This is a genomic window from Geodermatophilus sp. SYSU D00700, assembly GCF_054050255.1.
Genome location: NZ_JBJGZA010000007.1, coordinates 101,336 through 125,067 on the forward strand (window position 1 = coordinate 101,336; position 23,732 = coordinate 125,067).

Below are 23,732 nucleotides of genomic sequence, written 5' to 3' on the forward strand. Positions count from 1 at the left end.
GCGAGGAGCGACGGTGACGGGCACCGTCCCGCTCGACGAGCTCATCGCCGGGCTGGCCGTCGAGGTCCCGGACTTCCCGACCCCCGGGGTGGTCTTCCGCGACCTGACGCCGGTCTTCGCCGACGGCCCGGTCTTCCGCCGCGTGGTCGAGGGGCTGGCCGCGCCCGCGCTGGAGGACCCGCGGGCGGCCGCGGTGGCGCACGTCGACGACGGCGTGCCCGGCGACCCGGGCTTCGACGTCGTCGTGGGCGTGGAGGCGCGCGGGTTCCTGCTCGCCGCGGCGGTGGCGCTGCAGGCCGGCGTCGGCGTGGTGCCGGTCCGCAAGGCCGGCAAGCTGCCGCGGGACCGCGTCACCGCGGACTACGCGCTGGAGTACGGCACCGCGACCATCGAGATGCACACCGACTCGCTGCACCGCGGCCAGCGGGTGCTGCTGGTCGACGACGTGCTGGCCACCGGGGGCACGCTCGCCGCCTCCGTCGCGCTGGTGGAGGAGCTCGGCGCCGTCGTCACCGCGGTCTCCGTGGTCATCGAGCTGACCGCCCTCGGCGGACGGGAGCGGCTGGTCCCGCACCCGGTGCACGCCCTCTGGACCACCTGAGGGGGAGCACCGGCCCTGCGGAGGCCGTTCCGTGACCCGGCCCGGCTAGCATGGGAGAGGTCCTCCCTCGTCTGCCGGCAGGAGTCCCCGTGGCCCCCGACGCGCCCGCCACCCGCGTGGCTGGCGCGCGGCCCGAGCAGGCGACCGGCCCGGCCGGGCCCGGTCCCGCGGCGCCGACCCCGGAGCCGGACCCCGCCCGCCAGGACACCGCGCTCCAGCACACCGCGCCCCAGGACCCGGCGGCGGAGCAGCGCTCCGCACCGGCCGGGCGTCCGCTGGTGCGCCGCCCCGACGACGTCGGCAGCGAGCCGCCGGAGGAGGGCGGGACCGGGTCGCCGCGCCCGCGGCGGGTCCGCGACCGGCTGGCCCGCCGCATCGTCACCGGCCAGCGCAGCGCCGTGGTCCGCCCGGTCCTCGAGCCGCTGGCCGCGCTGCACCGGCAGAGCCACCCCAAGGCCGACCTCGCGCTGCTGCAGCGCGCCTACGACGTCGCCGAGGCCGCGCACGCCTCCCAGAAGCGCAAGAGCGGCGACCCCTACATCACCCACCCGCTGGCCGTGGCCACCGTCCTGGCCGGGCTGGGGATGGACACCACGACGCTGGTGGCCGCGCTGCTGCACGACACCGTCGAGGACACCGGCAAGACGCTCGAGGCGATCAGCGCCGACTTCGGCCCCGAGGTCGCCCACCTCGTCGACGGGGTCACCAAGATCGACAAGGTGAAGCTCGGCGACGCCGCCCAGGCCGAGACGATCCGCAAGATGATCGTGGCGATGGCCCGCGACCCCCGGGTGCTGGTCATCAAGCTCGCCGACCGCCTGCACAACATGCGCACGCTGCGCTTCCTCCCGCCGGAGAAGCAGGAGAAGAAGGCGCGCGAGACGCTGGAGATCCTCGCCCCGCTGGCCCACCGCCTGGGCATGAACACGATCAAGTGGGAACTCGAGGACCTCGCGTTCGCCACGCTCTACCCCAAGCGCTACGACGAGATCGTCCGGCTGGTCGCCGAGCGGGCGCCGTCCCGGGACACCTACCTCGCCGAGGTCACCGCCGCGGTGACCGAGCAGCTCAAGGCCGCGGGCATCCCGGCGGTCGTCACCGGCCGGCCCAAGCACTACTACTCGATCTACCAGAAGATGATCGTCCGCGGCCGGGACTTCACCGACATCTGGGACCTGGTGGGCATCCGGATCCTGGTCGACACCGTCCGCGACTGCTACGCCGCGCTGGGCATCATGCACGCGCACTGGCAGCCGGTGCCCGGGCGGTTCAAGGACTTCGTCGCGATGCCGAAGTTCAACATGTACCAGTCGCTGCACACGACGGTGATCGGCCCGCACGGCAAGCCGGTCGAGCTGCAGATCCGCACGCACGACATGCACCGCACCGCCGAGTACGGCATCGCCGCGCACTGGAAGTACAAGGAGAAGGCGCGCAGCGGCGGCCGCCCCGGGCCCGGCGAGTTCGGCGCCAGCAAGGTCGGCACCCCCGACGACATGCTCTGGCTGCGCCAGCTCCTCGACTGGCAGCGGGAGGCCCAGGAGCCCGGCGAGTTCCTCGAGACCCTGCGCTACGACCTCGGGCCGCAGGAGGTCTTCGTCTTCACGCCCAAGGGCGACGTCGTCAGCCTGCCCGGCGGGGCGACGCCGGTCGACTTCGCCTACGCGGTCCACACCGAGGTCGGCCACCGCTGCATCGGCGCCCGGGTCAACGGCGCGCTGGTCAGCCTGGACAGCAACCTCGCCAACGGCGACGTCGTCGAGATCTTCACCTCCCGCTCGCCCACGGCCGGGCCGTCGAAGGACTGGCTGGGCTTCGTCGGGTCCTCCCGGGCGCGCACCAAGATCCGGCAGTGGTTCACCAAGGAGCGGCGCGACGACGCCGTCGAGGCCGGCAAGGAGGCGCTGACCCGCGCCATGCGCAAGGCCGGGCTGCCGCTGCAGCGGCTGCTCGGCGGCGACGCCCTGGCCACGCTGGCCAAGGACCTGCGCTACGCCGACGTCACGGCGCTCTACGCCGCGGTGGGGGAGAACCAGATCTCGGCGGCGTCGATCGTCGAGAAGCTGATGACCGCGCTGGGCGGCGCCGAGGGCGCGGTCGAGGACATCGCCGAGACCGCGATCCCCACCCGCCGGACGGTCTCCCGGCGCACCGGCAGCGGCGACCCGGGCGTCGTCGTGCACGGCATGAACGACGTGTGGGCCAAGCTCGCCAAGTGCTGCACCCCGGTCCCCGGCGACGACATCCTGGGCTTCGTCACCCGCGGCGGCGGGGTGAGCGTGCACCGCACCGACTGCACCAACGCCGCCGACCTGCGCCGCAAGAGCGAGCGGCTGGTCGAGGTCGACTGGGCCAGCCACCCCGGGTCGGTGTTCCTCGTCTCGATCCAGGTGGAGGCGCTCGACCGGCACCGGCTGCTCTCCGACGTCACCAAGGTCCTGGCCGACGAGCGGGTCAACATCCTGTCGGCGTCGGTGCAGACCAGCCGCGACCGGGTGGCGATCAGCCGGTTCACCTTCGAGCTGGCCGACCCGGCGCACCTCGGCGCGGTGCTGCAGGCGGTCCGCAACGTCGACGGCGTCTTCGACGTCGAGCGCGTCACCGCATAACGGTCAGGCCGGCCGGCGGGCGACGACGGCCCACAGCGGGTCGCCGGTGCCGGGCGCGGTGCGCAGCGACACCTGCGGCTCGGTGAAGCGCCTGGTGCGCCGGACGAGCTCGGCGACCAGCTCCCCGTGCTGCTCGTCGGAGGTGAGCAGCCAGCCGCGCACCGCCTTGGTCGGGAAGCACCGGTTGGAGAAGGTCACCGCCAGCGGCCCGCCCGGGCGCAGCACCCGGGCCACCTCGGCGAGCACCTCGACCGGCCGCGTCAGGTAGTCGATCGACACGCAGCAGACGGCGGCGTCGACGTCCGCGTCGGGCAGCGGCAGCCGCGGGTCCGCGTTGAGGTCGTGCACCACCCGCTCGGTGGCGGCGCGGTTGGCCGCCAGCTCGGCGGCGTTCATGCCGAGCACCACCAGCTCGGCCGGCGGCGTGCGGAAGTGCGAGACCCACGACGACATGAGGTCGAGCACCCGCACCGGGGCGGGCGCCGACCCGTCGATGCCCAGTTCGGCGTAGAGGTCGCCGACGGCGGCGATCGCGGCGTCGTCGATGTGGGTGACCAGCCGCGGCGGGCCGTAGAACTCGGCGTCGGGCCGCTCGTCGGCCCGGGAGAAGAAGCCTGCGGGGAACCCGGCGTAGGGATCGGGTCGGGTCGTCACGTGGCCGGGGTCATGGACACGATGGTGACCGGCACGGTCGGGGCGCCGCCGCCGGGGGAGGGGTCTAGCGAGCCGTCGTTGCCGTTGGCCGCGACGACGTCGAGCACGGCCAGCCCGGCGTCGTCGATCGTGCCGACGACGGTGTAGTCCGGCGGCAGCGTGCTGTCGCCCCACACCAGGAAGAACTGGCTGCCGTCGAGGCCCTGCCCGCTGTTGGCCATCGCCACGGTGCCGCGCGGGTAGGTCTCGTCGCCGTCGACGTCGGTGGGGAAGGCGTAGGTGGGCCCGCCCGCGCCGGTGCCGGTGGGGTCGCCGCACTGCAGCACCTGCAGGCCCTGGGTGTCGACCTCCCGGTGGCACGCCGAGCCGTCGAAGAAGCCCAGGCCGGCCAGGTGCAGCATGCTCGCCGCCGCGCACGGCGCGCCGGCCCGGTCGAGCGTGAGGACCAGCTCGCCCAGCGACGTCGTCATGCGCAGGTCCGCGGTGCCCTCGGCGGGAACCTCGGTGGCCGGCGGGTCGACGTCGACGGCGTAGGGGTTGCCCGACCGGGCGGCGATCCAGTCGCAGGTCGCCGTCGTCCCGGCCGGGTCCGCCGCGCTCCCGCCGCCGCTGCCCGCGGCCGGCGAGGCCGTCCCCGCGACGGTGCCGGTGCAGGCGGCCAGCGACAGCACGGCCAGCGGGACCGCCGCGCCGGTGCGCGCCCCGGCGCGCAGCCGGGAGGTCACGCGGCGACGGTGAGGGACTCGATGCGGACCTCCTGCGTCGGCGCGCCGTCGCCGGGGCCGTTGCTGCCGTCGTTGCCGGCGGCGGCGACGGTGTCGAGCGTGGCCAGGCCCGCCTCGTCGATGGTGCCCAGCACGGTGTAGTTCGGCGGCAGCTGGCTGTCGCCCCACACCAGGAAGAACTGGCTGCCGTCGAAGCCCTGCCCGCTGTTGGCCATCGCGACCGTGCCGCGCGGGTAGGTCTCGTCGCCGCTCACCTGGGTCGGGAACTGGTAGGCCGGCCCGCCGCGGCCGGTGCCGCTGGGGTCGCCGCACTGCAGCACCCTGAGGCCCTCGGAGTCGGTCTCCCGGTGGCAGACCGTGCCGTCGAAGTAGCCCTGCTGCGCCAGGTAGACCATGCTCGCCACCCCGCACGGGGCGTTGGCGTTGTCGAGGGTGAGCCCGATCGGGCCGACGTTGGTGGTGATGCTCACCGCCGTGGTCCCGGTCGGGACGACCTCGGCGGGCGGGGTGCCGGTGTCGCCGCGCAGGTCGGGGTTGCTCGCGGTGTCGGCCGGGGTCCAGTCGCAGGTGCCGTCGCTGCCGTCGACGACCCCGGGCGTCGTCGGCGCCGCGCTGGTGCTGGTCGCGGCCTCCGCGGTGCTCGGGTCCTCGTCGCCGCCACCGAAGCCGGCGACGAGCGAGACCGCGCCGCCCACCAGGACGACGGCGAGCACGGTCACCACGACGAGCAGGTTGCGGCGGCGCTTGCGGGCCAGCTCGGCACGGCGCTCGAGCTGCCGCTGCAGGCGGCGCTGCGCGGCAACCCGCCGCTGCTTGTTGGTCGGCACGGGTCGGACACTCCTCGGACGGACGGCTGCTCCGCGGGGCGCGGTCACGGCCCCCCGGCCGCACCACCCGGTCACCCCGCTGGTCGATCCGCGAGTGTAGGTGGCCGACCTGGGGACGCCGGTCCGCCGGACCGCAGGGGCGCTGCGAACGGCGCGCGTAACCTGCACGGGTGCTCATCCGCTCGTTCCCGGCCGGCGCCTTCGCGACCAACTGCTACGCCGTCGCTCCCGGGCCGCGGTCGGAGTGCGTCGTGGTCGACCCCGGCATGGACGCCGTCGAGCCGCTGGCGCGGATGCTCGCCGAGGACGGGCTCAAGCCGGTCGCGGTGGTCCTCACCCACGGCCACCTCGACCACACCTTCTCGGTCCTGCCGGTGTGCGACGGCTACGACATCCCCGCCTACCTGCACCCGGAGGACTCCGGGATGCTGGCCGACCCCGCCCGCTGGCACGGCCCGGCGCTGGCGCCGTTGGTGGCGGGCGTCCGGCTGCCCGACCCGGCGGGGGTCCGGCCCCTCGACGACGGCGCCGTGCTGTCGTTGGCCGGGGTGGAGCTCACCGTCCGGCACGCGCCCGGGCACACCCGCGGCTCGGTCGTGTTCACCCTGGACCTGGGGGAGGCCCCCGGGCTGCTCGCCGGCGACGTGCTGTTCGCCGGGTCGGTGGGCCGGGTCGACCTGCCCGGCGGGTCGTGGCCGGACATGCTCCGCTCGCTGCGCGACGTCGTGCTGCCCCTCGACGACGACACCGTCGTGCTGCCCGGCCACGGCCCGGCGACGACGGTCGGCCGCGAGCGGGCCACCAACCCCTACCTGGCCGAGGCCGCCGCCGGGGAAGGCGCCGCGCCGAAGGGCCGGGGCCTGTGAGTGAGCATCGCAGCGAGCGCCGGCGAGCGAGGAGCGGAGCGAACAGCCGAGCGGAGCGAGGAGGGATGACGTCGTGAGCGGGATGACCGCGCCCAAGGGCGCCTTCGACGTCCTGCCGCCGGAGTCGGCGCGCTTCCTCGCCGTCCGCGACACGCTCACCGCACCGCTGCGGCGCGCCGGGTACGGCTACGTCGAGACGCCGGTGTTCGAGCACACCGAGGTCTTCTCCCGCGGCGTGGGGGAGTCCACCGACGTCGTGACCAAGGAGATGTACACCTTCGACGACCGCGGCGGCCGCTCGCTGACGCTGCGCCCCGAGCTCACCGCCGGGCTGATGCGGGCGTTCATCGAGCACCGGCTGCACACCGGACCGCTGCCGGTGAAGCTGTGGACGGTCGGCTCGGCGTTCCGCTACGAGCGCCCGCAGGCCGGCCGCTACCGGCACTTCACCCAGGTCGACATGGAGGCCCTCGGCGTCGACGACCCCGCGCTGGACGCCGAGGTCGTGGCGCTGGGCGTGCAGGGCTTCCGCGACCTCGGGCTCACCGACTTCGAGCTGCTGCTCACCTCGCTCGGCGACGCGACCGACCGGCCGCCGTACCGGGATCGGCTGGTCGAGTACCTGGCGAAGCTCGACCTCGACGAGGAGACCCGCCGCCGGGCGGAGATCAACCCGCTGCGGGTGCTCGACGACAAGCGGCCCGAGGTGCAGGCCCAGCTCGACGACGCCCCGCTCATGGTCGACCACCTGTCGGACGCCACGCGGGCGCACTACGACGCCGTCCGCCAGCACCTCACCGACCTCGGCGTGACCTGGACCGAGGCGCCCCGGCTGGTGCGCGGGCTGGACTACTACACGAAGACGACGTTCGAGTTCGTCCACCACGGGCTGGGCGCGCAGTCGGCGATCGGCGGCGGCGGGCGCTACGACGGGCTGTCCGCGGCGCTCGGCGGGCCGGACGTGAGCGGCATCGGGTACGCCGTCGGCGTCGACCGGACGCTGCTGGCGGTGCAGGCGGAGGGGCTCGACGTCGCCGCGGCCCCCGGGGTGCAGGCGTTCGTCGTGCCGCTGGGTGCCGACGCCAAGCGGCTGGCGGTCCGCCTGGTCGGCCGGCTGCGCGAGGCCGGCGTGTCCGCGGACACCGTCTACGGCGACCGCGGGCTCAAGGGCGCGATGAAGGCCGCCGACCGGTCGGGTGCCTCGCACGCGGTCGTCATCGGCGAGCGGGACCTGGCCGAGGGCGTCGGCCAGCTGAAGGACCTGCGCACGGGGGAGCAGCGCGCCGTCCCCGTGGGTGACCTGTTCGAGGCGCTGCGGACGGCGGTGAGTGCGTGATGGAGACCCGACCCCTGGGACGGACCGGCGCGGAGGTCTCCGTCGTCGGCCTGGGCACCTGGCAGCTGGGCGGTGACTGGGGCGACGTCGACGAGGACGCCGCCGCGGGTGTGCTCGACGCCGCCCTCGACGCCGGCGTGACGCTGCTCGACACCGCCGACGTCTACGGCGACGGCCGCAGCGAGGAGCGCATCCGCAAGGCGCTGGCCGCCCGCTCGGAGCGGCCGTTCGTGGCCACCAAGGCCGGCCGCCGCGCCGACCCCTTCGAGGCCGCGCAGTACACCCCGGAGAACCTGCGGGCCTGGGTCGACCGGTCGCGGCGCAACCTCGGCGTCGACACCCTCGACCTGGTGCAGCTGCACTGCCCGCCGACGGCCGTGTACTCCGACCAGCGGGTGTACGACGCGCTCGACGCCATGGTCGCCGACGGCGCGATCGCCGCCTACGGCGTGTCGGTGGAGACCGTCGCCGAGGGGCTGACCGCGCTCGAGCACCCCGGCGTGCAGTCGATCCAGGTGATCCTCAACGTCTTCCGCCGCAAGCCGCTCGAGGAGCTGCTGCCCGCGGCCGCCGCGGCCGGCGTCGGCGTGCTGGCCCGGGTGCCCCTGGCCAGCGGCCTGCTGTCGGGGAGGTACAGCGAGTCGACGACGTTCGGCGCCGACGACCACCGGAACTACAACCGCCACGGCGAGGCCTTCGACGTCGGCGAGACCTTCTCCGGCGTGCCCTACGAGGTCGGCGTCGCCGCCGCGCGGGAGTTCACCGCGATCTGCGGCGACCGGGTGCCGGCCCAGGTGGCGCTGCGCTGGGTGGTCCAGCAGCCCGGCGTCACCTGCGTCATCCCCGGTGCCCGCTCGGTGGAGCAGGTGCGGTCGAACGTCGCCGCCGCCGACCTCCCGCCGCTCACCGACGCCGAGCTGGCCGACCTCGAGCGGCTCTACGACGAGCGCATCCGGCAGCACGTCCACGACCGCTGGTGACACCTCCCATCCCCTGAGAGAGAGACCCCTGTGCTCCGCACCCACGACGCCGGCACGCTGCGCGCGTCCGACGCCGGTTCCACCGTCACCCTCGCCGGCTGGGTGGCCCGCCGGCGCGACCACGGCGGCGTCGTCTTCGTCGACCTCCGCGACGCCTCGGGCTACGTGCAGGTCGTCGTCCGCGAGGAGGAGGCGCACGCCCTCCGCAACGAGTTCTGCGTGCTGGTGACCGGGGAGGTCCGGCAGCGGCCGGCCGGCAACGAGAACCCCGAGCTGCCCACCGGTGAGATCGAGGTGGCCGCCGCCGAGCTGCGGGTGCTCTCGCCGGCGGCGCCGCTGCCGTTCCCGATCGAGACCGACCAGGCCGCCTCCGACGACGTCCGCTACAAGTACCGCTACCTCGACCTGCGCCGGCAGGGCCCGGCCCGGATCATCCGGCTGCGCAGCGAGGTCAACCGGATCGCCCGCGGCGTGATGGCGCAGCACGGCTTCGTCGAGGTGGAGACGCCCGACCTGACCCGGTCCACGCCCGAGGGCGCCCGCGACTTCCTCGTGCCGGTGCGGCTGCAGCCGGGCAAGTGGTACGCGCTGCCGCAGTCGCCGCAGCTGTTCAAGCAGCTGCTGATGATCGGCGGGCTGGAGCGCTACTACCAGATCGCCCGCTGCTTCCGGGACGAGGACTTCCGCGCCGACCGGCAGCCGGAGTTCACCCAGCTGGACTTCGAGATGAGCTTCGTCGAGCGCGACGACGTGCTCGCCGTCGTCGCGGACGTCGTCCGCGCGCTGTGGCGGGAGCTGGCCTCGCACGAGGTCCCCGAGATCCCGCGGATGACCTACCGCGAGGCGATGGACCGGTTCGGGTCGGACAAGCCCGACCTGCGGTTCGGCATCGAGCTCACCGAGCTGACCGGGTTCTTCGCCGACACGCCGTTCCGCGTGTTCCAGGCGCCCTACGTGGGCGCGGTGGTCATGCCCGGCGGCGGCTCGCAGCCGCGCCGCGCCTTCGACGCCTGGCAGGACTGGGCCCGCTCGCGGGGCTACCGCGGCCTGGCCTACGTGACCGTCGCCGAGGACGGCACGCTCGGCGGCCCGGTGGCGAAGAACATCTCCGACGCCGAGCGCTCCGGGCTGGTCGAGGCCGTGGGGGCGCAGCCGGGGGACTGCGTGTTCTTCGCCGCCGGCCCGCGCCGGTCCTCCCAGGAGCTGCTCGGGGCGGCCCGCAACGAGATCGCCCGGCGGCTGGAGCTGGTCGAGCCGGGCACCTGGTCGTTCCTGTTCGTCGTCGACTTCCCGATGTTCGAGCAGACCGAGGACGGCGACTGGACGTTCATGCACCACCCGTTCACCTCGCCCACGCCGGAGTGGCGCGACCGGTTCGCCGAGGACAAGGGCGCGGCGCTCTCCGACGCCTACGACCTGGTCGTCAACGGCAACGAGCTGGCCAGCGGCTCGGTCCGGATCGCCGACCCCGAGCTGCAGGAGCGGGTGTTCGAGACCCTCGGCATGTCCCGCGAGGAGGCCCGCGAGCGGTTCGGCTTCTTCCTCGAGGCCTTCGCCTACGGCCCGCCGCCGCACGCCGGTGCCGCGCTCGGGTGGGACCGGCTCACCGCGCTGCTGGCCGGGGTCGACTCGATCCGCGAGGTCATCGCCTTCCCCAAGACCGGCGCCGGGTACGACCCGCTGACCGGCGCGCCCACGCCGATCACCGACGCGCAGCGCAAGGAGGCCGGCATCGACGCCGTCGCCGACGAGCCGGCCCTGCCCGGCGAGCCCGGCGCCCCCGGGCCCACGAACCCGGCGCACTGAGCCGACCGGGCCGGCAGGGCCGGCTCAGCCGGCCCGGTCGGCCACCTCCTGCGGCCACACGACGCGGAACCGCTCGAACACCACCTCGAGCTCCTCGTCCCAGTCCTGGCCGAGAGCGGCCAGGGTGCGGGTGAAGTAGCGCAGGTGGCCGTGGAGCCAGTCCTCGCGGGTGCGGTCCCCCTCGCCCTCGTCCCAGGCGAAGGCGTCGTCGACGCTGTCGAGCCGGCCGACCCGCAGCTCGGTCGAGCGCAGCACCGCCCGGGGCCGCCCGTCGCCGTCGCAGGCGATCCAGTACCCGCCGATGCGGGGGAGCGGCTCGCCCTCGCGCGCGAAGTCGCCGACCAGGCCGGCGGTGGCCCGCTTCGTGCCGGCGAGCACGAGTGCGATGAGCTCGTCGGCCAGGGACCGGCTGTCGCCGAAGCGCTCGACGGGCGGCTCGTCCTCGGGCGGGCCGCCCGCCGGCCGGGTCGCGGCGTACTCCCGCCACATCGCGGCGGCCTCCTCGCGGCGCAGCGCGCCCGGTGCGTCGTCGGTGACCATGTGCGGTCCTCCTCGTCTCGGTAGCGTCCCGGGCATGCCGCTGCGCGCCCGCACCCTGCTCGGTCCCGGTCCGTCCAACCCCTACCCCGAGGCGACGGTCGCCCTCGGGCAGCCGCTGCTCGGGCACCTCGACCCGGTGTTCCTCGGCATCCTCGACGAGACCTCCGAGCGGCTGCGCACGCTGTTCGGCACCACCAACCGGCGCACGCTGCCGCTGTCGGCCACCGGGTCGGCGGGCATGGAGGCGTCGTTCGTGAACACGGTGGGCCCCGGCGACGTCGTCGTCGTGGCGGTCAACGGCCTGTTCGGCGAGCGGATGGTCGACGTCGCCTCGCGCTGCGGCGCCGAGGTGGTGCGGGTCGACCACGAGTGGGGGCAGCCGGTCGACCCCGAGCGGGTGCTCGCCGCGCACCCCGCGCCCAAGCTGATCGCCGCCGTGCACGCCGAGACCTCGACCGGGGTGCGCTCGGACCTGGAGCCGCTGGCCGCCGGCAAGGGCGACGCGCTGCTGCTGGCCGACTGCGTCACCTCCCTCGGCGGCATCCCCGTGCGGCTCGACGAGTGGGGCGTGGACCTGGCCTACTCCGGCTCGCAGAAGTGCCTGGGCGTCGCGCCCGGCCTCGCACCGTTCACCATCTCTGACCGCGCGTGGGAGCGGCGGATCGAGAAGCCGCAGAGCTGGTACCTCGACCTCGGCATGCTCGGGGGCTACGCCGGCGAGGCCGCCGGGTCCGGCGGCCGCACGTACCACCACACCGCACCGACCGGGATGGTCGTCTCGCTGCACGCCGGCCTCGGCCGGATCCTCGACGAGGGCCTCGACGCCGTCCACGCGCGGCACACCGAGGCCGGCCGGCTGCTGGCCGAGGGCCTGCAGGCGATGGGCCTGGAGCTCTTCGCCCCCGAGGGGCACCGGCTGCCGGAGCTGACCACCGTCCGCGTGCCCGACGGCGTCGACTCCGCGGCCGTGCGCAAGGAGCTGCTCGAGCGCTACGACCTCGAGATCGGCGGCGGGGTGGGCGCCTACGCGACGTCGGTCTGGCGGATCGGGCTCATGGGGCCCAACGCCGCTCCGGAGAAGGTCGCGCTGGTGCTGGCCGCGCTGCGCGAGGTGCTGGGCCGCTGAGCGCGTGCTCGTGACCCGTCCCTCCGCCGGCTGAGTGTGCAGTCGTGGTCGCGGCGCCCGGCGCGTCGGCCCGTGTCGTCGACCAGGACTGCGCACTCGGCCCGCGGTCACCACCGGGCGCCCCGGCTCCGGAGGGCTCCGGCCACCCGGGACAGCACCTGGTCCCGGCGACCCAGGTCGTCCTCCCCGAAGCGCAGGACCAGCCATCCGTGCGCGGCCATCAGCGTGTACCGGTCGAGGTCGCGCCGGAACTGGCGCCGTCCGGCGTGGTGGCGCCCCTCGTACTCCAGCGCGACCTGCCACTGCTCGTAGCCGAGGTCCGCGTGCGCCACGGTGCGTCCTCCGCGGTCGACGACGGGGAGCTGTGGGACGGGGTCGGGCAGCTCGCTGCTGACCAGCCAGTAGCGGATCAGGCTCTCCGGCCGGGACGCCGCCAGCGGCGTCAGCAGGGGAGCGCACTCCCGCGCCCGGACCACCCCGCGGACTCCGTCCGCCCGCTCGAGCCGCTCGGCGAGCGCCGCGGCATCGAGGTGCCCGGCCCGGTACAGGGCGTCCCCGACGGCGACCAGCTCCTGACCCGACATCCGGGCGGCCAGGTCCAGCCAGGTCTGCGGACCGCTGGTGACCGGGATCCCCGTACACCGGACCTCGTCCTGGGCGGTCAGGTCCCGGACGTGGACGCGGACGCGCTGCCGGCGCGCCCGGTACACCCCCGGCCGCACCGCGAACTCGAGCGGCCACGACGCCCGGAGCGGTGCGCCCAGCAGGACGGCCGCGGTCCGGTGGGAGGCGACCGCGCCCTCGGGCAGGACGGCGAGCGCGGCACGGGCGGCGTTCGCCGTCGTCAGCGGGACCGACCGGGAGACGAAGGCGCCGCGGGTGACCCGCACGCCGTCCCCCGCGAGCTGCGCGCGGGTCAGCTCGGCGACGTCGGCCGCGGCGCGGGTGTAGATCGGCGGGAGCAGGTGTCTGGTCACGCACCGACGCTGACCGCGACGGCGGGCGGTGGCCGGGGGCGCCGGTCACCGGTGGACGGACGCTGCGGCTGTGGATCCACGCGACTGCGCAGTCGTGGTCGCCGCCCGCGGCGCGCCGGCGCGTGTCGTCGACCGCAGGTGCTCACTCGGCCCGGACACGAGGACGACGAGGGGCCCCGGTCCGGGTGGACCGGGGCCCCTCGTCGGGTGGTCAGGACTCGATGTTGGCCATGACGTGCTTGACGCGGGTGTAGTCCTCCAGGCCGTACAGCGAGAGGTCCTTGCCGTAGCCGGAGTGCTTGAACCCGCCGTGCGGCATCTCGGCGACCAGCGGGATGTGGGTGTTGATCCACACGCAGCCGAAGTCCAGCCGCTTGCTCATGCGCATCGCGCGGCCGAAGTCCCTCGTCCACACGCTGGAGGCCAGACCCAGCTCGACGCCGTTGGCCCAGCGCACCGCCTCGTCCTCGTCGGTGAACCGCTGCACGGTGATGACCGGGCCGAAGACCTCCCGCTGCACCATCTCGTCGTCCTGCCGCAGGCCCGCCACCACGGTCGGCTCGACGAAGAAGCCCCGGTCGCCCAGCCGGTGCCCACCGGTGGTGACCTCGGCGTGGTCGGGCGCGCGGTCGAGGAACCCGGTGACGTGCGCCAGCTGGTTGGCGTTGTTCACCGGCGGCACCAGGGCGTCCTCGTCGCCGGCGCCCTTCTCGTAGGTGGTGGCGGTGTTGCGGGCCTGCTCGGTCAGCGCCGCGACGAAGTCGTCGTGGATCCCGGGGCCGGCCAGCACCCGGGAGGCGGCGGTGCAGTCCTGCCCGGCGTTGAAGTAGCCGGCGACGGCGATCGCCTCGGCCGCGGCCTCGAGGTCGGCGTCGTCGAAGACCACGACCGGCGCCTTGCCGCCGAGCTCGAGGTGCACCCGCTTGACGTCCTTGGCCGCGGCGCCGGCGACCTCCATGCCGGCGCGGACCGACCCGGTGATCGCCACCAGCTGCGGCGTCCGGTGCTCCACGAGCGCCCGGCCGGTGTCGCGGTCGCCGCAGACGACGTTGAGCACGCCCGGCGGCAGGATCTCGGCGGCCAGCTCGGCCAGCCGCAGCGTGGTGACCGGCGTGGTGTCCGAGGGCTTGAGGACGACGGTGTTGCCCGCCGCCAGCGCCGGGGCGATCTTCCAGACCGCCATCATCATCGGGTAGTTCCACGGGGTCACCTGGCCGACGACGCCGATGGGCTCGCGCCGGATGAAGCTGGTGTGCCCCTTCATGTACTCCGCGGCCGCCTTGCCCTCCAGCGTGCGGGCGGCACCGGCGAAGAACCGGATCTGGTCGACCATCGGGGGGATCTCCTCCGAGGCGGTCAGCCCGAGCGGCTTGCCGGTGTTGCGGCTCTCCAGCGCCACGAGCTCCTCGGCGTGCTCCTCCACCGCGTCGGCCAGCTTGAGCAGCGCCTGCTGCCGCTCCGAGGGGGTGGTGTCCCGCCAGGTCTCGAACGCGTCGGCGGCCACCCGGTAGGCGCGGTCGACGTCCTCGGGGCCCGACACCGGCGCGGAGGCGAACACCTCCCCGGTGGACGGGTCGACGAGGTCCATCCGGCGGCCGTCGGCGGTGTCGACGTGCTCCCCGCCGACGACGTTGCGCAGTTCGAGCTTCTCGCTCACTCGGGGTCCCTCTCGTCGGTCATCGGTGCTGATCCGGTGGTCATGGTGCTACCGGGCCGCTGATCGGTCCAGCACCGGGGGTCTCCGGCTGCGGATTCCCTGCTCCCTCTGCCTCCACCTCGGCGAGCAGTTCGGAGCCGGTGACGACCTTCTCGGCGAAGTGCCGGTGCATCCACGCCAGGTGGTCGTGCCGGCTGCGCATGATCCGCAGCGTGTCCCAGTTGGGGAACACCTGCTGCAGCACGTGCTCCTGCATCAACCGGGGGTCGACCTCGTAGACGTGCTCGAACGTCGTCTGCGCCACCTCGCTGACCCGCACCGGCGGTGGCGGGGTGTGCTGCTCGGCGAAGCGGTACGGAGCGGTCGCGGCCGGGCCGGCGGGCTGGTCATCGGTTCTCATCGGTCGTGTCCCTCCCGTAGGCCCGGTCGAGCAGGTACTTGCCCGGGTTCATGACGTTGTTCGGGTCCAGCGCCCGCTTGACCTCGAGCATCACGTCGAACCCCTTGCCGAGTTCCTGCGGGAGCAGGTCGACCTCGCCCTCGCGGCAGGAGCCGTGGCAGGCGCTCATCGACCCGCCGTGCGCGATCGCCACCGCGGCGATGTCGCGCTTGGCCTGCACCCAGGCGGCCCAGGCGGCGTCGTCGAGGCGCTGCTCCCAGATGCCGACGTCGATCTCGGTGAGGTAGTCGACCCCGGTGCTGCCGGAGGTGTAGGCGAACATGCCCCAGTCGTCGAAGACGTCGGTCTTCCGGCGCAGGTCGGCCATGATCTCGTGCCAGGCTCGGCTGACCGCGGGGACGGCGGAGAAGTTGACCGCGGCGTCCTCGCAGTGCCAGGACATCGGGATGACCTGGCCGTCCTTGGTCCGGCCGTGCAGGGGAGTGGCGTACCGGTCGTGCCGGGCGGCCCAGTCGCCCTCGGAGATCTCGTCGCCGAGGTAGCGGGCCCCGTGCTCCTTCGCGATCCGGAACAGCCGCTTCCCGCCGGCGCGCACCTCGTCCTCGTAGCCGTACATGACCGCGCAGACCAGGGCGCGGACGTCGGCCGGCTGCGGGATGTAGGCCTCGTCGTCGCGGCGCAGGTAGGCGACCTTGTGCTCGTCGAAGAGCACGGCGCCGGCGAAGGTGGCCACCCCGGCGCGGGCCAGCGCGCCGGTGCACGCGTGGGCGTCCTCGTAGCTGTCGAACGCCCAGAACGGGGAGAGCTCGGCCTCGGGCTTGGGGAACAGCTTCAGCGTCGCCCGCGTGGCGATGCCGAGGGTGCCCTGGTGCCCCATGAACAGGTGCTTGAGCTGGTAGCCGCTGGAGCTCTTGCTGATCTTCTGGCCGATGCCGTCGCCGACGTGCAGCACCTCGCCGGTCGGCAGCACGTGGTCGAAGCTGAGCACCAGGTCGCGGGTGTGCCCGTACCGGGAGCCGATCAGCGACCAGCCGCTGGTGCCGATCCGGCCGCCGACCAGCGAGCACGGGTAGGACGCCGGGTCGTCCGGGTAGAACAGCCCGTGCGGTGCCAGCCGCTCGTTGAGCTTGAGCATGTTGATGCCGGTGCCGACGGTGACGGTCCGGTTGACCAGGTCCAGCTCGTGGATCTGGTCCATCTTCTTGACGTCGACGACGATGCCGCGCCGGTGCGGGACGGCGCCGTCGGTGAGCCCGGTGCCGCCGTCGCGGGGGACGACGGGGACCTTCAGCTCGTTGGCGATCCGGACCACCGCGGCCACCTGCTCGGTGGAGGTGGGCATGACCACCACGTCGGGCACCCGCTCGGACCAGCGGTGCACCGGGAAGGGCGCCGGCACGCGGGCCCGGTTCCAGCGGTCGGTCTTGGCCAGCAGGAGCTGGTCGTCGGCCAGCACCGGCCGCAGCGCGGCGACGAGCTGGTTGAGCCGGTCCTCGCCGAGCGGCTCGGTGGTGAACGGGGCCGGTTCGGTCATTGTCATGGTCAGTGTCCTCCGCACCCGCAGCCGCCGGAACCGTTGCCGCACCCGCTCCCGCCGCAGCCGCCGCGCGAGCTGCCGTGCGCCCGCCGGGCCCGGCCGGGGACGCCGGTGCGCTCCTGGGCCAGCCGGCGGTCGCCGACGTCGCCGCGGGAGCCGCCCACGCTGATGCCGAGGGACTGGGCGAACAGCTCGTGCAGGTCGACGACGTCGATGTCCTGCGCGTCGCCGGCCTCCGACAGCGGGCGCTCCGACCACGGGCAGGCGCTGACCAGCGTGTCGACGTCGAGCTCGGCGGCCCGCTCGAGGCGCAGTGCGCTGATCTTGGCGGTCAGCTCGGGCTTCTCGATCGGCAGGCCGCCGCCGCCTCCGGAGCAGTAGGACCACTGGGTCACCCGGTCGACGTCCTCGAAGCGCAGCCCGGGGATGGCGCGCAGCAGCTCGCGAGGCTCCTGCCAGATCCCCTTGCGCTTGTTGAGCCGGCACGGGTCGTGGTACGTGATCGCCCGGTCCACCGGCACCGAGGGGGTCAGCCGCCCCTCGCGCAGCAGCTGGGCCAGCACCTCGATGACCAGCACGACCTCGATGTCGAACTCCTCGCCGAAGTACCTGGGGTAGTCCTCGGTGAAGCTGATGTAGTCGTGCGGGTCGAGCACGAGCACCCGCCTGGTGCCGGTGGCCCGCCAGTCGTCGAGGTTGTGCCGGGCGAACCGCTGCGCCTGCTCGGTGTACCCCATCTCGGCGGCCGGCCCGCCGCAGCACCACTGGTCGCGCATCAGGCCGAACTCGTAGCCGGCCATCTGCAGCATCTGCGCCACGGCTCGCGGCACCGACGTCCGGTAGAAGGCGGCCTCGCAGTCGACGAACAGCACCGTCTCCCCGCCGACCGGGATGTCGAGCCCCTCGGCCCAGTCGCGCACCCTCTCCTGGCTGATCGGCGTCTCGCCCAGGACCGGCTCGTGGGTGCGCAGGTCGGTGCGCTCGTTCCACACCTGCCAGCTCGGCTGGTGCACGCCGCTCTCCACGGCCAGCGAGCGCACCGCCTTGACGACGTCGACCGTGCGGGTGCGGAACCGGTAGAAGTCGCCGGTGAACAGCGTGTTGGGACAGCGCAGCTCGCACGCACCGCACTGGGTGCAGTTGACGTAGTCGGCGGCGACGTCGGCGACGTCGAGTTCGCCGCGCTCCATGGCGACGACGTTGGCGTGGAAGGCCGTCGGGGTCCACGACTCGTTGCGCTCGACCTGGGTGACCGGGCAGACCTCGCGGCAGAACTTGTGGCCGGAGGAGAAGCAGTTGTAGGAGGCGTTGCGCCACTGCTCGACGAACGCCGCCGTCCTCGGGTCGGCGACCGGCGAGGGGACCGGGCCGGCCAGCAGCTCCGGGTACCCGGCCAGCTCCGGCGGGTTGGACGGGGCGCCCGGCGTGAAGGGCTCGGAGAGCGCGTCTGCGCCGGGCGCCCGGTCGGGCTCGACCTGTGTCACTGCGTGCTCCTCGTCACAGGATGGCTGGGGTGGGCGTCACGCTAGCCATCAAAACCTATGGATTCAACGGTTAAGGGTGCCGATCGCGGTGACACACTGAGGTGTCCACCCGTCACAGGAGGCGAGCGTGCAACTGCTCAGCGGTGACGCCCGGCGGGCCGTCTTCGCCCCCCTCGACGACGGCGCCCTCCGCAGCGAGGCGGTCGTGCGGCGCGTGGGCAGCGCCATCGCCCTGGGCCTGCTCGGCGACGGCGAGCAGCTCCCGGCCGAGACCGACCTGGCCACCATGCTCAACGTCTCGACGATGACGCTGCGCGAGGCGCTGGCCGAGCTGCGTGGGCTCGGGCTGGTCGAGACCCGCCGGGGCCGCGGTGGGGGCAGCTTCGTGCAGGCCCGCGACGACGTCCTCGCCGAGCTGGCCGACGCCCGGCTCGCCGAGCTGGCCACCACCGACCTGCGCGAGCTCGGCGACGTGCACGGCGCGGTCGCCTCCGCGGCGGCCCGGCTCGCGGCGACCCGGGCGTCGCGGGTCGAGATCGCCCGGCTGCGCGACATCGTCGACCGGCTGGCCCGGGCCGGCACGGTCACCGGGCAGCGCCGGGCCGAGGGCCGCTACTACGTCGAGCTCGCCGCCTGCGCCCAGTCGGTGCGGCTGACCATGCAGGAGATGGACCTGCACCTGGAACTCGGGCAGCTGCCCTGGCCGCCGGCCCACGCCCCCGCCCTGCTCGACCGCATCGTCGCCGCCCACCGGGCCGTGGTGGACGCCGTCGAGGCCCGCGACCCCGCCGCGGCCCGGGCGCTCACCGAGGAGCACATCGAGACCCGCACGCTGTGGTCGATCGAGCTGCGGCTGCGCGCGGACGGCGGCGACGGGACCCTCGCCCGCCGGGAGGTCTCGTGACCCCGGTGGTCGAGGCGGTGTCCGAGGTGGTCGAGCAGGTCTTCGCCACCGTCGCCGAGGTGCACGACGCAGCGCTGCGGCCGGCCGCGCGCGAGGGTCTGCGGGCCGGGCGGCCGGTCCTCGGCGACGACGTCCGCGACCTCCTGCACGAGCCCGGCCAGCTCGCCGTCGGCCTCGGGCTCGTCGTCGCGCCGCGTCCCGCGCGCGGCCTGCCGCTGCGCCTGGAGTGGTGGCAGGCCGACCCCGACGGCGGCCGGCTGCGCAGCCTCGAGCCCGACCTGCGGCCGACCAGCCTCGGCTACTACGACTACACCGCGGCCGCGTGGTTCGACGTGCCCCGGCGGACCGGGCGGCGGCACGTCGTCGGGCCCTACGTCGACGTCCACGGCACCGGCCGGTACCTGCTGACGCTGACCGAGCCGGTGGTGGTCGACGGCGAGTTCGCCGGCGTGGCCGGGGCCGACGTCCCGGTCGGCCGATTCGAGTCCCACCTCCTGCACCAGCTCGGCCCCGGGGCGCCGTTCCTGCTGCTCAACGACGAGGACCGGGTCGTCCTCTCCACCGCGCCGCGATGGCTGGTCGGCGCCCTGGTGTCCCCGGCCGCGGTCGCCGCCGGCCCGGTCACCGCGGTCCCCGGCGTCCCGTGGCGGTCCGTGCCGGTCGAGGACCACCGGCTGCTCACCGCCTGAGCGCACCGGGCCGGACGGTCCCACGGCCGGGCGCCGCGGCCCTTGTCCTGTGACCTCTGGCTCTATAGGTTTCCGGCGTCCGTGTGGCCTGGCGCACACCGGCGTCCGCCGGCGCGCCCCCACCCTCGCGAGGAGACCGCCCGGTGACCGCACCAGGAGCCCCCGTCGGCCGGACCGACGACGACGCCCAGCTCGCCGCCCTCGGCTACCACGGGGAGTTCGACCGGAGCATGGGCCTGTGGGCGAACATGGCCCTCGGCTTCACCTACCTGTCCCCGCTGGTCGGCGTCTACTCGCTGTTCGCCTACAGCCTCTCCATCGGGGGACCGCCGGCGATCTGGTGGATCGTGATCGTCGGGGTCGGCCAGCTGCTGGTCGCGCTGGTCTTCGGCGAGGTCGTCTCGCAGTACCCGCTGGCCGGCGGCATCTACCCGTGGACCCGGCGGCTGTGGAACCGGCGCTACGCCTGGATCGTCTCGTGGATCTACATCTGGGCGATCATCGTCACCGTCACGGCCGTCGCCCAGTTCGGCGGCGGCTTCGTCGCCGCGCTGTTCAGCATCGACGCCACCCCGGGCGTCGTCCTCGCCACCGCGGTGGGGCTGCTCGTCATCGCGTTCCTGGTCAACTACAGCGGCACCCGCACGCTCGCCCGGATCGCCCGCATCGGCCTGGCAGCCGAGCTCGTCGGCGTCGTCGCCCTCGGGCTGTTCCTGCTGCTGTTCCGCCGCGAGCAGCCGTTCTCGGTCTTCTTCGACACCCTCGGCGCCGGCGGCGGCGACGCGTACATCGGCACCTTCCTCGCCGCGGCGCTGTCCGGCCTGTTCCTCTTCTACGGGTTCGAGGCCTGCGGCGACGTCGCCGAGGAGGTCGCCGACCCGGCCCGCCGGATCCCGCGCGCGATGATCCTGACCATCCTCGTCGGCGGGGTCTCGGGCTTCCTGTCCTACGCCGGCTACGTGCTGGCCGCCCCCGACGCCCAGCTGCAGGCGATCATGGCCGGTGAGGACGTCGACCCGATCCCCACCATCCTGGAGAGCTCGCTCGGGACCGTGGGCTCGAAGGTCTTCCTCGTCGTCACCGTCGTCGCCTTCATCTCCTGCGTGCTGTCACTGCAGGCCGCCGGCAGCCGGCTGCTCTACGCCTTCGCCCGCGACCGGATGCTCCCGGCCAGCGGCTGGCTGGGCCACGTGTCCAGCCGGCACGCGGTCCCGACCAACGCGCTGCTGGTCGTCTGCGTCGTCCCGGTGCTCATCTGCCTGTTCGTCTTCTGGCAGCCGGACTCCCTCGCCCGCGTCACCGCCTTCGCGGTGCTGGGCATCTACATCGCCTTCCAGGCCGTGGTGCTGGCGGCGCTGCGGCAGCGGCTCAAGGGGTGGCGCCCGGCGGGGGTGTGGAACCTCGGCTCGGCCGGCCTGGTGGTCAACGTGCTGGCCCTGGCCTACGGGGTGTTCGCCATCGTCCTGCTGCTCAAGCCCGCCCCCGGCACCGAGACCTTCCTCGACCGCTGGATCGTCGCGATCGGCCTGGCCATCGTCGCCGGCACCGGGCTCCTGTACCTGTTCGCCGCCCGGCCGGACCGGCACTCTGCCCACGTCCCCGAGGGCGACGCCCGCGAGGTGGCCGCACAGCTCCAGCAGATCCGGCGGGACGCCGGTGTCCCGGTGAGTGAGGAGATCCGATGAAGTTCAGCTACGCGATGCTGCCCGACTACTCCCTGGAGGAGTCGCTGCGGGCGATCGAGCTCGCCGACGAACTCGGCTTCTACGCCGTGTACGCCGCCGACGAGACCTGGCACAAGGACCTCTGGCTGCTCTTCGCCGCGGCCGCGGCGCGGACGTCGCGGGTGCGGATGGGGCCGAGCGTGTCGTCGGTGACGCTGCGGGAGCCCTCGCTCATCGCCCAGGCGGCCGCGACGCTCGACGAGCTCAGCGGCGGCCGGGCCGAGGTCGTGCTCTCGAGCGGCAACTTCGGGCTGCTGGCGCAGTACAAGCTGGACTGGAAGGGGATGAAGCCGCTCTCGCGCACCATCGAGGGGGTCCACGTCGTCCGGACCCTGCTCGACGAGGGTGCCATCACCTTCGACGGCGAGTTCTTCCGCTACGACGGGCTGTTCACCTTCGCCCGGCCGGTGCAGGAGCGGGTGCCGGTGAAGATGGGGGCCATGCGCGGGCCGCGCTCCTTCGAGGCGGCGGCGCAGTACTCCGACGGGTGCCACCAGGCGCTCAGCTACAGCCGGCAGGCCTACGACTACGCGGCCGAGCACTTCCGGATCGGGGCCGAGAAGGCCGGCAAGGACTGGACGACGCTGGACTTCGGCGCGTGGGTGGTCCTCGCGGTCGGCCGCGACTCCGCCGCCGCCAAGGAGGCCGCCCGCAGCATGGTCGGCATCTACGCCTCCTCCATGCCGGCCGAGCAGCTCGAGCGGCACGGTGTCGACCCCGACCAGCTCACGCCGATCGTCGACGCGATCGCCGGTGGCGACCTCGCCAAGGGCATCGAGCTGACGACGCCCGAGCTGACCGACAAGCTGTCCTTCGCCGGTACGCCCGAGGAGGTCACGGCCATGATCAAGGAGATCGAGCCGGCGGGGGTCAACCACGTCATCGCCGCGATCAACGACGCCTCGATCGTCAAGGCCTTCACCGGCCGCGAGCTGCCCGGGGTGGCCACCGTGGAGGAGCAGCTACGGCTGATCCACGACGAGATCATGCCCGCCTTCACCTAGGGAGCAGAGGTCGGCCCCCTTGCAGGGTCCCGCCGCGAGCGTGCGAGCGGTGGGGGGCAAGGGGGTCCTTCCTCAGCCGCCCTCGCGCATCCCCCAGGGAGAGCCGTAGGCGGTCAGCAGGTCGAGGAAGGGCCCCGCGTCGAGGGCCTCCGGCCCCAGCACCCCGGTGCCCCGCCACCGGCCGGTCGCCAGGAGCTCGAGCGCGACGACGGGGTTCACCGCGGTCTGCCAGACCACCGCCTGGGACCCGTACTCGGCCATCGACCAGGCGTTGTCGACCACGTGGTACAGGTACACCTGCCGCGGCCGGCCGTCGGTGCCGGTGCCGCTCACCCACAGGCCCGCGCAGGTCCGCCCGGTCATCAGCTCGCCGAGCGAGGCCGGGTCGGGCAGCGCCGCGGCGACCAGGTCGCGCGGCGCGACCTCGACGTCGCCCACGCGCACCGGCGTCGTGGAGTCCAGGCCGGTGGTGTGCAGGGCCTTGAGGACGGTGATGAACTCGCTCCCGAGGCCGTACTTGAAGGTGACCCGCCCGGCGTCGACCCACCGCGGCATGAGGAGCACCTCCTCGTGCTCCACGTTGACGCACTCGACCGGCCCGATGCCCTCGGGGAAGTCGAAGACCTCCGGCTCGCTGAAGGGCTCGGTCGTGTACCAGCCGCGGTCGCGCTCCCACACGACCGGCGGGTTGAGGCACTCCTCGATCGTGGTCCAGATGTTGAACGACGGCGCGAACGCGTGCCCGCGCACGGTCAGGTCCGACCCGTCGCGGACGCCGAGCTCGTCGATCTCGGCGAACAGGTGGTCGGCGGCGTACCGGGCGAACACGTCGGACAGGCCCGGCTCCACCCCCATGCCGACCAGGGCCAGCCGCCCGGCCGCCTCCCACTCGCCCGCGAGCGCGAACTGCTCGTCGCCGAGCTTCACCCCGGTCAGCTCGTAGGGGCGCTCGGGGTGCGGGCGCGACAGCGACATCGCCATGTCCAGGTAGTCGACGCCGGCGGCGAGCGCGGCCCGGAACAGCGGCATGACGAACCGCGGGTCGGTCGCGTTGAGCAGCACGTCGCAGTCGTGCTCGGCGAGCAGGGACCGGACGCCGGCCTCGTGGGAGGCGTCGACCCGGGCGGCCACGAACCGCGGGTCGCCCGCCGCGGCGACGGCCTTCTCCGCACGGGCGGGGTCGTAGTCGGCGACGACGAGCCGCGTCACGAACTCGCGCCGGGCCGCGATCGCCGTGATCGCGCTGCCGACTCCACCGGCACCCACCAGCAGGATGCGCATGTCCA

At 74.0% G+C, this 23,732-nt stretch carries 21 protein-coding genes; 11 read left to right on the plus strand and 10 right to left on the minus strand.

Features of this window, described 5'->3' with window-relative positions; genetic code table 11:
* Window positions 1–13: 13 nt before the first annotated feature.
* Window positions 14–601, plus strand: coding sequence for an adenine phosphoribosyltransferase (locus ACI79V_RS08030; RefSeq protein WP_456888150.1), 588 nt, complete (start codon window positions 14–16; stop codon window positions 599–601).
* 89 nt (window positions 602–690) lie between these two features.
* Window positions 691–3,210: a RelA/SpoT family protein gene (locus ACI79V_RS08035; RefSeq protein ID WP_456888151.1), complete on the plus strand. Its 2,520-nt coding sequence runs from the start codon at window positions 691–693 to the stop codon at window positions 3,208–3,210.
* A 3-nt stretch (window positions 3,211–3,213) separates the two neighbouring features.
* On the opposite strand, the gene ACI79V_RS08040 is transcribed toward ACI79V_RS08035, so the two are convergent.
* Genes ACI79V_RS08040 through ACI79V_RS08050 form a run of 3 tightly spaced genes read right to left on the minus strand, consistent with a single transcriptional unit; the run spans window position 3,214 to window position 5,416 of the window.
* Window positions 3,214–3,864 (minus strand): class I SAM-dependent methyltransferase, encoded by a 651-nt coding sequence (locus ACI79V_RS08040; RefSeq protein ID WP_456888153.1) that lies wholly within the window; start codon window positions 3,862–3,864, stop codon window positions 3,214–3,216.
* Window positions 3,861–4,589, minus strand: coding sequence for a peptidylprolyl isomerase (locus ACI79V_RS08045; protein WP_456888155.1), 729 nt, complete (start codon window positions 4,587–4,589; stop codon window positions 3,861–3,863). Before ACI79V_RS08045 ends, ACI79V_RS08040 begins: the two co-directional genes overlap by 4 nt.
* Window positions 4,586–5,416 carry a peptidylprolyl isomerase gene (locus tag ACI79V_RS08050; protein ID WP_456888157.1) on the minus strand — a complete coding sequence of 277 codons (831 nt, stop codon included), beginning with the start codon at window positions 5,414–5,416 and terminating at the stop codon, window positions 4,586–4,588. Before ACI79V_RS08050 ends, ACI79V_RS08045 begins: the two co-directional genes overlap by 4 nt.
* 170 nt (window positions 5,417–5,586) lie before the next feature.
* Between ACI79V_RS08050 and ACI79V_RS08055 the strand changes: the two genes are divergently transcribed.
* The 4 genes from ACI79V_RS08055 to aspS all read left to right on the plus strand — a co-directional run bounded on the left by ACI79V_RS08055 (window position 5,587) and on the right by aspS (window position 10,404).
* Window positions 5,587–6,282, plus strand: coding sequence for an MBL fold metallo-hydrolase (locus ACI79V_RS08055; RefSeq protein ID WP_456888159.1), 696 nt, complete (start codon window positions 5,587–5,589; stop codon window positions 6,280–6,282).
* Window positions 6,283–6,364: 82 nt separating this feature from the next.
* Window positions 6,365–7,618: a histidine--tRNA ligase gene (gene hisS / locus ACI79V_RS08060; RefSeq protein ID WP_456888280.1), complete on the plus strand. Its 1,254-nt coding sequence runs from the start codon at window positions 6,365–6,367 to the stop codon at window positions 7,616–7,618.
* A complete protein-coding gene (locus ACI79V_RS08065; protein ID WP_456888161.1) occupies window positions 7,618–8,598 on the plus strand; it encodes an aldo/keto reductase in 981 nt (326 codons plus the stop codon). The genes hisS and ACI79V_RS08065 overlap by 1 nt, the downstream gene beginning before the upstream one ends.
* A gap of 30 nt (window positions 8,599–8,628) precedes the next feature.
* Window positions 8,629–10,404, plus strand: coding sequence for an aspartate--tRNA ligase (gene aspS / locus ACI79V_RS08070; protein ID WP_456888162.1), 1,776 nt, complete (start codon window positions 8,629–8,631; stop codon window positions 10,402–10,404).
* Window positions 10,405–10,428: 24 nt separating this feature from the next.
* On the opposite strand, the gene ACI79V_RS08075 is transcribed toward aspS, so the two are convergent.
* Window positions 10,429–10,944 (minus strand): ASCH domain-containing protein, encoded by a 516-nt coding sequence (locus tag ACI79V_RS08075; protein WP_456888164.1) that lies wholly within the window; start codon window positions 10,942–10,944, stop codon window positions 10,429–10,431.
* 34 nt (window positions 10,945–10,978) lie between these two features.
* Here ACI79V_RS08075 and ACI79V_RS08080 point away from each other — a divergent pair, with 34 nt between their 5' ends.
* A complete protein-coding gene (locus ACI79V_RS08080; RefSeq protein WP_456888166.1) occupies window positions 10,979–12,070 on the plus strand; it encodes a pyridoxal-phosphate-dependent aminotransferase family protein in 1,092 nt (363 codons plus the stop codon).
* A gap of 107 nt (window positions 12,071–12,177) precedes the next feature.
* Here the strand turns inward: ACI79V_RS08080 and ACI79V_RS08085 are convergent, their stop codons facing one another.
* The 5 genes from ACI79V_RS08085 to ACI79V_RS08105 form a co-directional block, all read right to left on the minus strand.
* Complete coding sequence (locus ACI79V_RS08085; RefSeq protein WP_456888168.1) at window positions 12,178–13,047, minus strand: endonuclease domain-containing protein; 870 nt, start codon at window positions 13,045–13,047, stop codon at window positions 12,178–12,180.
* Window positions 13,048–13,258: 211 nt separating this feature from the next.
* A complete protein-coding gene (locus ACI79V_RS08090) occupies window positions 13,259–14,704 on the minus strand; it encodes a gamma-aminobutyraldehyde dehydrogenase (protein ID WP_456888170.1) in 1,446 nt (481 codons plus the stop codon).
* 40 nt (window positions 14,705–14,744) lie between these two features.
* The gene (locus ACI79V_RS08095) at window positions 14,745–15,104 is read right to left on the minus strand and encodes a hypothetical protein (RefSeq protein ID WP_456888172.1); all 360 of its coding nucleotides are present in this window, start codon (window positions 15,102–15,104) and stop codon (window positions 14,745–14,747) included.
* Window positions 15,091–16,644 carry an FAD-binding oxidoreductase gene (locus ACI79V_RS08100; RefSeq protein WP_456888173.1) on the minus strand — a complete coding sequence of 518 codons (1,554 nt, stop codon included), beginning with the start codon at window positions 16,642–16,644 and terminating at the stop codon, window positions 15,091–15,093. The genes ACI79V_RS08095 and ACI79V_RS08100 overlap by 14 nt, the downstream gene beginning before the upstream one ends.
* 2 nt (window positions 16,645–16,646) lie before the next feature.
* On the minus strand, window positions 16,647–18,125 hold the full coding sequence (locus ACI79V_RS08105) for a (Fe-S)-binding protein (RefSeq protein ID WP_456888175.1): 1,479 nt from the start codon (window positions 18,123–18,125) through the stop codon (window positions 16,647–16,649).
* A gap of 127 nt (window positions 18,126–18,252) precedes the next feature.
* Here ACI79V_RS08105 and ACI79V_RS08110 point away from each other — a divergent pair, with 127 nt between their 5' ends.
* From ACI79V_RS08110 to ACI79V_RS08125, 4 genes are all read left to right on the plus strand, one after another.
* Complete coding sequence (locus ACI79V_RS08110; RefSeq protein ID WP_456888177.1) at window positions 18,253–19,029, plus strand: FadR/GntR family transcriptional regulator; 777 nt, start codon at window positions 18,253–18,255, stop codon at window positions 19,027–19,029.
* A complete protein-coding gene (locus ACI79V_RS08115) occupies window positions 19,026–19,718 on the plus strand; it encodes a cache domain-containing protein (protein WP_456888178.1) in 693 nt (230 codons plus the stop codon). Before ACI79V_RS08110 ends, ACI79V_RS08115 begins: the two co-directional genes overlap by 4 nt.
* A gap of 143 nt (window positions 19,719–19,861) precedes the next feature.
* Window positions 19,862–21,403 (plus strand): APC family permease, encoded by a 1,542-nt coding sequence (locus ACI79V_RS08120; RefSeq protein WP_456888180.1) that lies wholly within the window; start codon window positions 19,862–19,864, stop codon window positions 21,401–21,403.
* The gene (locus tag ACI79V_RS08125) at window positions 21,400–22,446 is read left to right on the plus strand and encodes an LLM class flavin-dependent oxidoreductase (protein WP_456888182.1); all 1,047 of its coding nucleotides are present in this window, start codon (window positions 21,400–21,402) and stop codon (window positions 22,444–22,446) included. Before ACI79V_RS08120 ends, ACI79V_RS08125 begins: the two co-directional genes overlap by 4 nt.
* 72 nt (window positions 22,447–22,518) lie before the next feature.
* Here ACI79V_RS08125 and ACI79V_RS08130 read toward each other — a convergent pair whose 3' ends face one another.
* Complete coding sequence (locus tag ACI79V_RS08130; RefSeq protein ID WP_456888184.1) at window positions 22,519–23,727, minus strand: saccharopine dehydrogenase family protein; 1,209 nt, start codon at window positions 23,725–23,727, stop codon at window positions 22,519–22,521.
* Between the last annotated feature and the right edge of the window lie 5 nt (window positions 23,728–23,732).